Origin of the sequence: Streptomyces sp. NPDC028722, from assembly GCF_040637655.1 — a bacterium.
Classification (GTDB): Bacteria; Actinomycetota; Actinomycetes; order Streptomycetales; family Streptomycetaceae; genus Streptomyces.
Genome location: NZ_JBEZWU010000014.1, coordinates 101,383 through 114,575 on the forward strand (window position 1 = coordinate 101,383; position 13,193 = coordinate 114,575).

A 13,193-nucleotide genomic window follows, 5' to 3' on the forward strand; every position below is an offset into this window, starting at 1 on the left:
GGGCCGCGCGCGATGCGGCCCGCGTCCCGTCACCCCACCCGAGGAGCAGCGCCCATGTGCCGGTCCGACGTCAGACAGGCCGTCCTGGCGAAGAACGACGACCTGGCCGCGAGCCTGCGCGGCGACCTCGCCCGGCAGGGCGTGACCGTGGTCAACCTGCTGTCCAGCCCCGGCAGCGGCAAGACCGAACTCCTCGGCCGGGTCCTGGCCCGAGCGGTGGAGCGCGGCGTCCCGGTGGCCGCGCTCACCGCCGACCTGGCCACCGAGAACGACGCCGTCCGGCTGGCCCGTTCCGGCGCCCCCGTCCAGCAGCTGCTCACCGACGGACTGTGCCACCTGGAGGCCCGTCAGGTCCGGGCCCGGCTGGCGGGCTGGCTGCCGCCGGACACCTCCGTGCTCTTCGTGGAGAACGTCGGCAACCTGGTCTGCCCGGCCGCCTACGACCTCGGTGAGACCCTGCGCGTCGTGCTGATGGCCGTCACCGAGGGCGAGGACAAGCCGCTGAAGTACCCGACGGCGTTCGGCTCCGCCCACCTCGTGGTGATCACCAAGACCGACCTCGCCGGGCCGGCCGGCTTCGACGAGAGCCTCTTCCACGAGAACGTGCACCAGGTCAACCCGGGCGTGGAGATCGTACGGTCCTGCGCCCGGACCGGTTCCGGCGTCGGCACCCTGCTCGACCGCGCCCTCGCCGCCCGCGACGGAACCCCGCCCCACCGCCCGCCGCTCGCCCCCCACCCGCACGTCCACGACCCCGATTCCGCCCCCGTCGCGTGACGGCGCCCGCCACCGGACCGGTCCGCCGCCGCATCACCGTGCGCGGCACGGTGCAGGGGGTCGGCTTCCGGCCGTACGTCCACCGGCTGGCCGCCGCTCTCGCCCTGCCCGGGTTCGTGAGCAACACCGCCGACGGCGTGCTCATCGAGGTCGAGGGTCCGCCGGACGAGGTGGACCTGTTCGTCCGCCGGCTGGCCGAGCGGCCGCCCCCGCTGGCCACCGTGACCGGCGTCGGCTGCGAGGACGTCCCCGCCACCGGCGCCACCGGCCCCTTCGGCATCCGTTCCACCGAGCGCTCCCCGGGCCGCACCCACCTCCCGCCCGACACCGCGACCTGCGCCGACTGTCTGCGCGAACTGGCCGACCCGGGCGACCGCCGCCACCGCCACCCCTTCCTCACCTGCACCCACTGCGGCCCCCGCTTCACCGTCGCCACCGGCATGCCCTACGACCGCGCCGCCACCACCATGGCCGGCTTCCCGATGTGCCCCGCGTGTGCCCGGGAGTACGGCGACCCGGCCGACCGGCGCTTCCACGCCCAGCCCGTCGCCTGCCCCGACTGCGGCCCACGGCTCGCCCTGGTCCCGGCCGACGGTTCCGGGGTCCGCCCGGCCCGGGACGCGGCGGCCCTCGCGGGAGCCCGCGCGCTGCTCGCCGCCGGGCGGATCGTCGCCGTCAAGGGCGTCGGCGGCTACCACCTGGCCTGCGACGCCACCGACGCCCGGGCCGTCACCGCGCTGCGCGACCGCAAGGAGCGCGGCGGCAAGGCCTTCGCGGTGATGTGCGCGGACCTGTCCACGGCCGAACGGATCGCGGTCCTCTCCGACGCGGAACGCACCGCCCTCACCGGTGCGCAGCGCCCCGTCGTCCTGCTGCGCCCCCGCACACCCCCCGACGGCCTCCGCCTCGCCGGACAGGTCTGCCCCGGCAGCCCGCACGTCGGCGTGATGCTGCCCTACACTCCCGTCCACACCCTGCTGTTCGGGCTGCCCGGCGATCCCCCCGGCCCCCGCGTCCTGGTCATGACCAGCGGCAACCGCTCGGGCGAGCCCATCGTCACCGACGACGCCCAGGCGCTGACCCGGCTGGCCGGCCTCGCCGACGCCTGGCTCACCCACGACCGGCCCATCGCCTCCCCGTGCGACGACTCCCTGCTGCGCGTCCGCCCCGACGGCACCGCACAGGTCCTGCGGCGCTCCCGCGGTTACGTCCCCCGCCCGGTGCGCCTGCCGGTCCCGGTCCGGCCCACGCTCGCCGTCGGCGGCGACCTCAAGAACGTCCTCTGCCTGGGCGAGGGCGACCACGCCTGGCTCGGGCCGCACATCGGCGACATGGGCGAGCTGGCCACGCTGGACGCCGCCGAACGGGCCGAGCGGCACCTCACCCGCCTCACCGGAGTCACCCCCCGGCGGGTGGCCGCCGACCGGCACCCCGGCTACCACTCGACCCGCCGGGCGCACACCCGGGCCGCCCGGCTCGGCCTGCCCGGGCCGGTGCTGGTCCAGCACCACCACGCCCACGTCGCCGCCTCCATGGCCGAGCACGGTCTGGACGGCACCACACCCGTCATCGGCGTCGCCTTCGACGGCACCGGCTACGGCGACGACGGCACGGTGTGGGGCGGCGAGGTCCTGCTCGCCGACTACACCGGCTACCGGCGCTTCGCGCACCTGGCCCCTGCCCCGCTGCCCGGCGGAGACGCCGGCGTGGCCAACCCCTGCCGAACGGCCCTGGCCCGGCTGTGGGCGGCGGGACTGCCGTGGACGCCGGAACTGCCGAGCGTCGCCGCCTGCTCGGACACCGAACGCGCGGTGCTGCGGCGCCAGCTGGAACGCCAGGTGGCCTGTGTGCCGTCCTCCGGCATGGGGCGGCTCTTCGACGCCGTCTCCTCGCTCGTCGGCGTGTGCCACCGGGCCGGCTACGAGGCGCAGGCCGCCCTGGAACTGGAGGCGGCGGCGCTGGAGGCCGCCGGCGCGGACGCCGTGGCCTACCCGTTCGGGCTCAGCGGTACCGACCGCCTCACGTGCAGCCCCACACCGATGCTGCGGGCGCTCCTGCACGACCGGGCGCGCGGCACCCCCGCCCCCGTACTCGCCGCCCGCTTCCACCGCGGCGTCGCGCGCGCCGTCACCGAGATCTGCCGCCGCGCCCGCACGGCCACCGGCCTGGCCACCGTCGCCCTCACCGGCGGCGTCTTCGCCAACGCCCTGCTGGAGGAGGAGTGCGCCGCCCTGCTCGGCCGGGACGGCTTCACGCTCCTGCGGCACGGCGAAGTCCCCCCGAACGACGGCGGTCTCGCGCTCGGCCAGCTGATGGTCGCGGGAACAGCCGTCCACCACGAGACGGAGTGACCCATGTGTCTGGCAGTGCCCGGCAAGGTCGTGTCCATCGACCATCGCGCCGACCCGCTCACCGGGCTGATCGACTTCGGCGGAGTGCAGAAACAGGCGTGCCTCGAGTATCTGCCCGATGTGCGGGTGGGGGAGTACGTCATCGTCCACGTCGGCTTCGCGCTCCAGCGCCTGGACGAGGAGTCGGCCCGGGCGTCCCTGGAACTGTTCGAGCAACTCGGACTGCTGGACGAGGAGTTCGGTGACGCCTGGGAGCAGGCGGCCCGGCAGGAGAGCGGAAGTGAGACCCGATGAAGTACCTCGACGAGTTCAACGACCCCGCCCTGGCGCACCGGCTGCTGGACGAGATCCGCGCCACCGCCACCCGCCCCTGGGCGCTCATGGAGGTCTGCGGCGGCCAGACCCACTCCATCATCCGCCACGGCATCGACCAACTCCTGCCCGAGAACGTGGAGTTGATCCACGGACCCGGCTGCCCGGTGTGCGTCACGCCGCTCGACGTCATCGACAAGGCACTGGAGATCGCCGCCCGCCCCGGCGTGATCTTCTGTTCCTTCGGCGACATGCTCCGCGTGCCGGGCACCGACCGCGACCTGTTCCGCGTCAAGGGCGAGGGCGGTGACGTACGCGTGGTGTACTCCCCGCTCGACGCCCTCGACCTCGCCCGCGCGAACCCGGACCGCCAGGTCGTGTTCTTCGCGATCGGCTTCGAGACGACGGCCCCCGCCAACGCCATGGCCGTGCACCAGGCCCGCAGGCTCGGCCTGGACAACTTCAGCCTGCTGGTGTCCCACGTCCGGGTCCCCCCGGCGATCGAGGCCATCATGACCTCGCCCAGCTGCCGGGTGCAGGGCTTCCTCGCCGCGGGTCACGTGTGCAGCGTGATGGGCACCGCCGAGTACCCGGAGCTGGCCGCGAAGCACCGGGTGCCCATCGTCGTGACCGGCTTCGAGCCCCTCGACATCCTCGAAGGCATCCGCCGCGCCGTCCACCAGCTGGAGCGCGGACAGTACGGGGTGGACAACGCCTACGCGCGCGCCGTACGCGACCAGGGCAACCCGGCGGCCATGCGCATGATCGAGGCGGTCTTCGAGGTCACCGACCGCAACTGGCGCGGCATCGGACGCATTCCGGCCAGCGGCTGGCGCCTGACCGACGCCTTCCGCGCCTACGACGCCGAGCACCGCTTCGACGTCACCGGCATCCGCACGGAGGAACCCGCCGTGTGCCGGGCCGGTGAGGTCCTGCAAGGGCTGATCAAGCCGACCGAGTGCGAGGCGTTCGGCACGGCCTGCACCCCGCGCACCCCGCTCGGCGCCACCATGGTCTCCAGCGAGGGCGCCTGCGCCGCCTACTACCTGTACCGCCGGATGAACGCCCCGGCACAGCAGGGATCCCGTATCCCGCAGGAGGAGATGAACTCCGTTGGCTGACCTCGCCACCGAAGCCACCGAAGCCACCGAAGCCGCCGTCACCGACGCGGCGGACGCGTCGGCCGTCGACCCCGCGAACTGGACCTGCCCGGCGCCCCTGCGCGACCAGCCGGTCGTCGTCATGGGCCACGGCGGGGGCGGCACGCTGTCCGCCGAACTGATCGAGGAGATCTTCAGCCCCGCGTACGGCAACCCCATCCTGGCCGCCCTCGCCGACTCGGCGGTCCTCGACCTGGGGGGCGCCCGGCTGGCCTTCTCCACCGACTCCTACGTCGTACGCCCCCTGTTCTTCCCCGGCGGCAGCCTCGGCGACCTGGCCGTCAACGGCACCGTCAACGACCTCGCCATGAGCGGCGCCCGGCCGGCGTACCTGTCCACCGCCTTCATCCTCGAGGAGGGCGTGGAACTGGCCGTGGTGGAGCGCGTCGCACGTGCCGTCGGCGCGGCGGCCCGGACGGCGGGCGTGACCGTCGCCACCGGTGACACCAAGGTCGTGGAGTCCGGGCACGGCGACGGCGTCTACGTCACCACCGCCGGCGTCGGCCTCGTGCCCGACGGCGTCGACATCCGCCCGCAGCGCGCCCGGCCGGGTGACGCCGTCATCGTCAGCGGCCCCATCGGCCTGCACGGCGTGGCCATCATGAGCGTGCGGGAAGGCCTGGAGTTCGGTATCGAGATCGCCTCCGACACCGCGCCCCTGGCCGGCCTCGTGGCGGCCATGCTGGCGGTCACCCCGGACATCCACGTCCTGCGCGACCCCACCCGGGGCGGCCTCGGCGCGTCCCTCAACGAGATCGCCCGCGCCTCCGGCACCGGGGTCCGGCTGCGTGAACGGGCCGTCCCGGTCCCGGACGAGGTCGCCAACGCCTGCGGCTTCCTCGGCCTGGACCCCCTGTACGTCGCCAACGAGGGCCGGCTCGTCGCCTTCGTACCCCCCGAGCACGCCGAGGGCGTGCTGGCGGCCATGCGCGCCCACCCGCAGGGCACCGGCGCGGCCCTCATCGGCGAGTGCGTGGCGGACCACCCGGGCATGGTGGTAGTCGCCACCGGTCTCGGCGGCACCCGCGTGGTGGACCTGCCGCTGGGAGAGCAGCTGCCCCGCATCTGCTGAGCGGCCGGGCGGTGCCGGCCCCGCCGTCAGGGCGGGACCGGCACCGCCTCGACCCCCGTGATCTCCAGCTCGCGCCCGCTGCGCAACTCCCGCGACGGCCGGTCGCAGCGCGGGCACCAGAAGAACGGCGGCATGCCGACCGCGAACTCCTCGGCGCACTCCCCGCACCAGGCCCGGGCGGGCACCCGCTCGACGACGAGCCGGGACGCCGCGAGGGCCGTACCGTCACGGGCCACCTCGAAGGCGAAGTGCAGCGCGTCCGGCACCACACCCGCCAGCTCACCGACCCGGACGGTCACCGACGAGACACCGCCGGCGCCGTCCGCCCGGGCGATCTCCCCGGCCCGCTCCACGATCGCGGTCGCGATCGACAGCTCGTGCACGCCGGCCTCACGGATACCGGCGGCGGGCGCGCAGGCCCCCGCTCATCCGGTAGATCCGCACCTCGCGCACGAGACCCGGGAACTCCTTGACGACCAGCGCCGCGACCACGCCGCCGGCCAGCGCGGCCTGGATCAGCAGCAGCCGGCGTCCCGACAACTCCGCGCGCGCGGTCCCTCTTCGCCTGCGGACGTCCATGACGGTCACTTCCTTTTCTCTCGTCCCGCTCTGTCATCCCGGCGAGATGTTCGGCATCTCCTGCACCAGGGCGTCGTGCCGTTTCCAGTGGATACCGGTGGAGCGGCGCGCGTCGGAGGTGCCGTCCTCGTGGTGTCCGGTCTGACGGTGGTAAGGGCCCCAGTTGCCCTGGTGCAGTCCGCGCACGTGGGTGGGCGTGTCGGGCTTCGCCTGGGGGCGGCCCACTCGGATGCTGCCCATGTCCGATCTCCTTTTCGGTGTTTACGACCGTTCGGTCAGCTCTTCGAAGAACTGTTCTACGGCCGGCCACACCCGGCCGCCACCGGACAGGCCCCGCCACTCGCGGCGGATCACGGCCGTCATCCGGAAGCAGTCGTCGACCGGCACGATCCAGTGCTCGTCCAGGCCGCGCACGCTGTTCACCAGCAGCGCCTCGACGTCGGGTGCCATGGAGGCGAGCTGCGGCACCACGGCCGTCAGCCGCTGCCAGGCCGCCGCGTCCACCTCCCACCGCATGGCCCCGGCCGGGCTCGGCCCCTGCGCGGTGACCGTGCCGTCGGAGCGGGGCACGAAGAACACCAGCCCCACCGGGACGCCCAGCACCGCCGTGTCGACCGGCGGCAGCCGCAGCCGGCGCCGGGGCACGAGCCGGTAGCGGCCCTCACCGGCCCCGTCGGCGGCGAACAGCACCGAGCAGGGACGGCACGCGCACCGCACCTCGGCGGGACCCGTCTCGTACAGGTGGGCGTGTTCGGGGCCCACCGGGGCGGCGCACAGTTCGCAGGACTCGGCCCCGGCCCGCTCCACGCGGTCGGCGGCGGAGCGGATCATCCGCGCGAGCGCTCCGTCCACGCTCACGGCGTCTCCTGGGCCACGGGCCGGCGTCGGATGCTGGTCAGCGGCACGAACGCGGGGGCCGCGACGCGTTTGGGGGTGGCCTCCACCGTCTCCACCGAGGTCAGCTCGGGAGCGACGGCCAGCACCGCCGCCCGGACCGCCTCGGTGACGTCCGAGGAGCCGCTGCCGCCGCCGCTGCCGCAGCCGGAGCCGCAGCCGCCGCCACCGGACTTCAGCCGCACCCGTGCCACCTGCCCCTCCAGGCCGGCCCACTCCAGCTCACCGCCGCGCTCGCGCACCGCCGGCCGCAGCTTCTCCACCGCGCGGGCGGCCCGGCGCTCGGGCGGCTCGGGGTGGATGTCGTGCAGGACCAGCAGGTGCCCGAGCAGTTCGTCCTCGGCGAGCCGCTCCCGCAGCGGTCCCTCCGCGCGGTCCAGCACCCGGGCGAGGGCCTCGCCGTAGACCTCGGTCAGCAGCGCCACCGCCTCCAGCGCCGGGCCGGGCATGGCCTCGAGCCCGGCCAGCACCTCGTCCAGACGGGCGAGCCGCGCCTCCACCGCCGGGTCCGCGAGCCGCGCGGCATCAGCCATGGTCGGCTCCGTACGTCGGCGAGTGCACGGTGGTCAGGGTCTTGCCCTTGCCCATGTACATGTGGACGCCGCACGGCAGACAGGGGTCGAAGCTGCGCACGGTGCGCATGATGTCGACGCCCTTGAAGTCGTCCGGCCCGTTCTCCTCGAAGATCGGCTGGCCCTGCACGGCGTCCTCGTACGGGCCCGGGGTGCCGTAGATGTCGCGGGGGCTGGCGTTCCACGGGGTCGGCGGGTACGGGTGGTAGTTGGCGATCTTCTTGTCGCGGATCACCAGGTGGTGGGAGAGGACCCCGCGCACCGCCTCGTGGAACCCGCAGCCGATGGCCTCGTCCGGCACCTCGAAGTTCTCGTACACCTTCGTGTCGCCGCTGCGGAGCATCTGCATCGCCTCCTCCAGGAACTGGAGGGCCATGGCGGCGGCGTAGGCGATGAAGTACGGCCGGGCGCGGTCCCGTTCCAGGGTGTTGCTCCACTTCGGGATGCGCCACTCCAGGGTCGTCTCCGGCAGCTTCTCGCCCTTGGGCAGGGTGATGCGGATGCCGCCGCCGGTCGTCTTGACGTACGGGGTGTCGACCAGGCCGCTCAGCGCGGTCGACCAGAGCCGGGCGAGGGGGCCGCCGCCGGTGTCCAGGGCGAGGTGCTCACCGCTCTGCTGGTGGTACCAGCGCGGGCTCATCACCCAGCTGTAGTTGCCGTCGAACTTGCGCTTCTGCGGCACCGGGACCGTGGTCTGGTTCCACGGGTGGCGCATGTCGACGGGGTTGCCGAGCGGGTCGTGGGTGACGAAGGGTTCCTCGTTGACCCAGTCCTCGTAGAACGAGCTGCCCAGCATGATGCGCAGGCCCAGGTTGATGTCTACCAGGTTGTTGGTGACGAGCTTGCCGTCCACGATGATGCCCGGGGTGACGTACATCGCCCGGCCCCACTCGTTCATCGTCGCGTAGCGGTAGTCGACGACGTCCGGGTTCTGGAAGGCACCCCAGCAGCCGAGCATGATGCGGCGTCTGCCGACCTCCTCGTAGCCGGGCAGGGCCTCGTAGAAGAAGTCGAAGACGTCGTCGTTCATCGCCACCGCCTTCTTGATGAAGTCGATGACGTGCATCAGCCGGCTCAGGTAGTCGGTGAAGGTGTTCGGCTGCGGCATCGTGCCGACCCCGCCGGGGTAGAGCGTGGAGGGGTGCACGTGCCGGCCCTCCATCAGGCAGAACATCTCCCGGGTGATCCGGCTGACCTTCAGCGCCTCCTTGTAGACCTCGCCCTCGAACGGGTTGAAGGCCTTCATGATGTCGGCGATGGTCCGGTAGCCGTGGATGTCCCCGCGGGGCGCGTCCGTGCGTTCGGCGCGGGCCAGGACACTGGGGTTGGTGGCCTTGACCATCGCCTCGCAGAAGTCCACGAAGACCAGGTTGTCCTGGAAGATCGTGTGGTCGAAGATGTACTCCGCGGCCTCGCCCAGGTTGGTGATGTGCTCGGCCAGCTTGGGCGGCTTGACGCCGTAGGCCATCTGCTGGGCGTAGTTGGAGCAGGTGGTGTGGTTGTCGCCGCAGATGCCGCAGATCCGCGAGGTGATGAACCCGGCGTCACGGGGGTCCTTGCCCTTCATGAACACCGAGTAGCCGCGGAACAGCGACGAGGTGCTGTGGCATTCCACGACTTCCTGGTTGGCGAAGTCGATCTTCGTGTAGATCCCCAGATTGCCGATGATCCGGGTGATCGGATCCCAGGACATGTCCACGATCTGGGCGGGTTTGCGTCCTGTGGGCCGGGACTCGGTGGTGGTCATCTGCGGTGGTGCCCCTCGCTGTTCGGGTGCGGCGGATAGGTGACGGACTGCGGGACGGGCGCGGCGGCCTGCCGGGTCACGCGCGCCAGTACGGGTCGTAACCGCTGGTCAGTTTCTCCTTGTTGTGACGCCACCTGGGCTCGTGGTTCACCATGTCGTTGGTCAGGCCGCGCAGCCGGCGGATGACCGCCCCGTACGGCCTGATCACCATCGACGACAGGGTGCCGCCCGGCGGTTCGTCCATGAACGGCATGAAGGCGTCGGGGAAGCCCGGCATGGTGCAGCCGATGCAGATGCCGCCGACGTTGGGGCAGCCGCCGAGGCCGCCCATCCAGCCGCGCTTGGGCACGTTGCAGTTGACCACCGGGCCCCAGCAGCCGATCTTCACCTGGCACTTGGGGGAGTTGTAGTCCTTGGAGAAGTCGGCCTGCTCGTAGTACGCGGCCCGGTCGCAGCCCTCGTGCACGGTCTTGCCGAACAGCCACTGCGGTCGCAGCATGTGGTCCAGCGGCGGCGGGGGAGCGGCACCGGCCGCGTGCTGGAGCGTCCAGATCAGGGTCTCCATGAAGTTCTCCGGCTGGATCGGACAGCCGGGCACGTTGACGATCGGCAGTCCCGACAGCGCCTTGAAGTCCCAGCCCAGGTAGTCCGCGAGCCCCATGCAGCCGGTCGGGTTGCCGGCCATGGCGTGGATGCCGCCGAACGTCGCACAGGTACCGGCGGCGACCACCGCCCAGGCCTTGGGCGCCAGTTGGTCGATCCACCAGTTCAGCGTCTGCGGCTCGCCGGTGTCCGGGTCGTTGCCGAACGACGTCCAGTAGCCGTCGCCCTCGATGATGTTCTGGTTCGGGATCGAGCCCTCGATGACGAGGATGAACGGTGCCAGCTCGCCGTTGGCCGCCGCCCGGTACGGGGCCAGGAAGTCCTCCCCGCCCAGGCTGGGCGAGAGGACCTTGTTGACGAGGTTCACCTTCGGCAGGCCCGGGATCAGCCCGAGCACCACGTCCTCGATGGACGGCTGCCCCGCCGCGGTCAGCGACACGGTGTCGCCGTCGCAGCTCATCCCCTCCGAGATCCACAGGATGGTGATCTCGTCGAAGCCCTCCCGCGCCTCGGCCCTGCTGGGCTCACCACGCACTTCGGTCGTACCGCTCTGTGTGGTCATGTCTGCGGCCTCCGTTGCAGCCGGTTGCGGAATGGATTGCGGGCCGCGGCCGAGGGGGCCGCGAGCGTCGGTACGGGGGGTTCCCCGGGGGCGGCCGTCCGGTGGCCGCCCGCCGGTGTCTCACGTGCGGGCATCGGACCAGCCCCGCTCCGGCCGGTCGGCCGGCCGCGCGGGCCGTGGGGCCTGCGGCCGGGGCGGCCCGGGAGGGTGCGGTGCGCCGCCGGTGCCGAGCGGCTCCAGCTCCTCGGGCCGGAAGTAGTGGAACCGGCCGTACCAGCCGTGCAGTTCGGCGGCGGGATCGTCGTCCACGGTGACGGCCAGGTGGACGCTGCCGTCCACGTCGTGGAAGACGCCGGCGACCTGCGCGGTCCGTCCCTCCAGGAACATGTCCTGGGCGTCGGCGCCCCGCCCGCGCGGGCGCAGCCGCACCCGGCTGCCGCCGCCCACCGGCACCCCGCCCACCGGCACGGTGTCCGTCGTCGGGGACAGTCCGTCGTCGCCGTGCTCCTGCCACCAGGCGGGCCGCCCGGAGTCCGGTGCCTGCGCGGGGGCCAGGGAGCGGATGGTGCCGTGCAGCCGGGCGAAGACCTCCTGGGGCATGGTCTCCACGCGGTCCAGGATCCGGGCGGCCCGTGGGTCGGTGGCCCGGGCCTCGGCCTTCTCCTCGTCGGTCAGCAGCATCGTGCGCAGCGTGAGGATCTCGTCGATCTCCGCCGCGTCGTGCAGGTCGCCCGGGCTCTCGGGCGCCACCTGCGGATGGTCGGGGAGGATGATCGGCGCGGAGAGCAGGAACGCGCCCGTCGCCCCGTCACCGTCCGCCGACGCCGGCGACGCGCCGCCGAGCACCGGGAACGTGAACGCGTTGCGGCAGCCGGCCACGTGCTCCGCGAGCGCGGCGGACGGATCGATCAGCGACACGAACTCCACCGCCTCACCGGCGAGGAGCGTGTGGGTGGCGAGCAGCGCCTGCCCCAGCACCGCACCCCGCGGGGCCTGCGGATCCGTGGCGTCGCCGGTGTTCTCGGTGCGCACCCGCAGCCGGTACAGCCCCGGCCCGAGCGGTTCGGCCACGACCGTCGTCGCGGCCCGCACCTCCCGGCGCCGCCGCACCGTCCGTCCGGCTCCCGACGGCAGTGGCTCGTACTCCGCCCCGGCCGGCGCACCCACGGGCACGGTCCGCCCGTCGCCCAGCAGCTCCGCCAGCGGCAGCACCAGCTCCGTCTCGCGGGGCACCGCCTCCTCGAACGACAGGTGGGTCACCCCGTCGGCCGTCCGCAGCGACTCCACCGGGCGGTGCCGCCCGTCGCCGTCAGTGGCCTCCACCTGCTTGTGCTGCATCTGGAGGTAGCGCACCCGCACCCGTACGGCCGCGTCGTCGCCGTGGACCCGCAGCGGGCACTCGGTCAGCTGGTACCACGAGTCGGCGGAGCCGGAGATCCCCGGCGTGACCGGCCCGTCCCGCTCCACCCAGTTCCGGGGCAGCAGCACCCCGAACTGCCAGCGGACCCGGTTCTTCGCCGAGGACCGGCGATAGGGATAGAGCAGATATCCCTCGTAGAGCACGGCGTCCGCCACGGCACTCAGCTGCTCACAGCTCTCGCCGACCCTGTTGGCCATGCCCTCTCCTCACCGGCGCGTCCGCGGTTCTCCCCCCACGGTCACACCCGGCGCGCCCGCCCGCCCCTCAGGCGCACCGCTATTGCGCCGGACAGGGGAGGGCACGCGTCGTGACCGCTGCACGGGGGCGGGTGAGCGGAACTCCGCCGGCGCGGCAGGGCGCGGCAGGGCGCGGCAGGGCGCGGCGCGGACGGAGGGCCGGTTCAGCGGAGCAGCAGATAGTGGGTGACGAGGGACTGCGCCCGGTCCGCGCCGACGCCCAGGGCCCTGCCGAGGTCCTCCCACCGCCGGTCGGGGTCCTCCTCGATCACGCAGGCCGCTTCCCGCCCGGCGCGCCGGGTCAGGCGGTCCAGGGCGGCGACGGCTCGCAGGGCGGCGGCGGGTGCGTCCTCGGCCAGCGCGAAGAGCCTGTCCTCCACGGCGTTCAGCAGCTGGGCCAGCTCCTCCGGCAGCGGCACCGTCTGCCGCTCGACCGCATGGATGTGCTCGCTCCAGTCCCGGCGCGCACGCGAGACGTCCAGGTCCTCCAGACCGTCCTCGGCCAGTTCCTCCCACGGGACCGGCACGCTCGGGCCGCGCCAGCCGCAGCTGCACGAGGCCCGCACCGCCGCCGCCTTCGGCCGGGTCATGCCGCCGTCGTACGCCCACCACTCGCTGGTCGCGTACATCTCGGCGCCGCTGCCGATGTCGAAGTAGGCGGGCTTCGGTTCGCTGCCGTCGGCCAGGACGGCACCCACGATGCCCTCGTGCGACTCCCCGAACTCCTCGGTCGTCCACCCCACGGCCGTCTCCCTCCCCTCGCCGGGCTACGTCCTGCCCATCATCGGCGACACCGTGCCCCGCCGGGCCACGGACGGGAAAAAGGGGCCGAAAGGGGGCCGTGCACGGGCCGGGACGGCGGACGTCACGTCCTGTGCGGCGACCCGTTCAGCCGCTCCAGCGCGACC

Annotated in this window: 14 protein-coding genes; 5 read left to right on the forward strand and 9 right to left on the reverse strand. The window is 73.3% G+C overall.

The genetic code is table 11. The features are described 5' to 3' along the window. Nucleotides 1–54: 54 nt before the first annotated feature. From hypB to hypE, 5 genes are all read left to right on the forward strand, one after another. Entirely contained in the window at nt 55–777 is a 723-nt protein-coding gene (hypB, locus tag AB0F03_RS21975; RefSeq protein ID WP_361994474.1) for a hydrogenase nickel incorporation protein HypB, read from the forward strand. Further along, complete coding sequence (hypF, locus tag AB0F03_RS21980; protein ID WP_361994477.1) at nt 774–3,128, forward strand: carbamoyltransferase HypF; 2,355 nt, start codon at nt 774–776, stop codon at nt 3,126–3,128. The genes hypB and hypF overlap by 4 nt, the downstream gene beginning before the upstream one ends. A 3-nt stretch (nt 3,129–3,131) precedes the next feature. Then, entirely contained in the window at nt 3,132–3,422 is a 291-nt protein-coding gene (locus AB0F03_RS21985; RefSeq protein WP_361994480.1) for a HypC/HybG/HupF family hydrogenase formation chaperone, read from the forward strand. Next, entirely contained in the window at nt 3,419–4,561 is a 1,143-nt protein-coding gene (gene hypD / locus AB0F03_RS21990; protein ID WP_361994483.1) for a hydrogenase formation protein HypD, read from the forward strand. Before AB0F03_RS21985 ends, hypD begins: the two co-directional genes overlap by 4 nt. A gap of 121 nt (nt 4,562–4,682) precedes the next feature. After that, nucleotides 4,683–5,672, forward strand: coding sequence for a hydrogenase expression/formation protein HypE (hypE, locus tag AB0F03_RS21995; protein ID WP_361994735.1), 990 nt, complete (start codon nt 4,683–4,685; stop codon nt 5,670–5,672). A 26-nt stretch (nt 5,673–5,698) separates the two neighbouring features. On the opposite strand, the gene hypA is transcribed toward hypE, so the two are convergent. The 9 genes from hypA to AB0F03_RS22040 form a co-directional block, all read right to left on the reverse strand. Further along, entirely contained in the window at nt 5,699–6,055 is a 357-nt protein-coding gene (gene hypA, locus AB0F03_RS22000; protein WP_361994486.1) for a hydrogenase maturation nickel metallochaperone HypA, read from the reverse strand. A 7-nt stretch (nt 6,056–6,062) separates the two neighbouring features. Next, entirely contained in the window at nt 6,063–6,251 is a 189-nt protein-coding gene (locus AB0F03_RS22005) for a hypothetical protein (protein WP_361994489.1), read from the reverse strand. Nucleotides 6,252–6,284: 33 nt separating this feature from the next. Next, nucleotides 6,285–6,491, reverse strand: coding sequence for a hypothetical protein (locus AB0F03_RS22010; protein WP_361994492.1), 207 nt, complete (start codon nt 6,489–6,491; stop codon nt 6,285–6,287). Between the two features lie 21 nt (nt 6,492–6,512). Next, nucleotides 6,513–7,109: a DUF5947 family protein gene (locus tag AB0F03_RS22015; protein ID WP_361994495.1), complete on the reverse strand. Its 597-nt coding sequence runs from the start codon at nt 7,107–7,109 to the stop codon at nt 6,513–6,515. Next, nucleotides 7,106–7,678, reverse strand: a complete 573-nt coding sequence (locus AB0F03_RS22020) for a NifU family protein (RefSeq protein ID WP_361994498.1) — start codon at nt 7,676–7,678, stop codon at nt 7,106–7,108. Before AB0F03_RS22020 ends, AB0F03_RS22015 begins: the two co-directional genes overlap by 4 nt. Continuing rightward, a complete protein-coding gene (locus AB0F03_RS22025; protein WP_361994500.1) occupies nt 7,671–9,464 on the reverse strand; it encodes a nickel-dependent hydrogenase large subunit in 1,794 nt (597 codons plus the stop codon). The genes AB0F03_RS22020 and AB0F03_RS22025 overlap by 8 nt, the downstream gene beginning before the upstream one ends. A 76-nt stretch (nt 9,465–9,540) precedes the next feature. After that, complete coding sequence (locus AB0F03_RS22030; protein WP_361994503.1) at nt 9,541–10,629, reverse strand: hydrogenase expression protein HypE; 1,089 nt, start codon at nt 10,627–10,629, stop codon at nt 9,541–9,543. Between the two features lie 120 nt (nt 10,630–10,749). Next, nucleotides 10,750–12,246, reverse strand: a complete 1,497-nt coding sequence (locus AB0F03_RS22035) for a hypothetical protein (protein WP_361994506.1) — start codon at nt 12,244–12,246, stop codon at nt 10,750–10,752. A 203-nt stretch (nt 12,247–12,449) separates the two neighbouring features. Beyond that, the gene (locus tag AB0F03_RS22040) at nt 12,450–13,028 is read right to left on the reverse strand and encodes a hypothetical protein (protein ID WP_361994509.1); all 579 of its coding nucleotides are present in this window, start codon (nt 13,026–13,028) and stop codon (nt 12,450–12,452) included. Between the last annotated feature and the right edge of the window lie 165 nt (nt 13,029–13,193).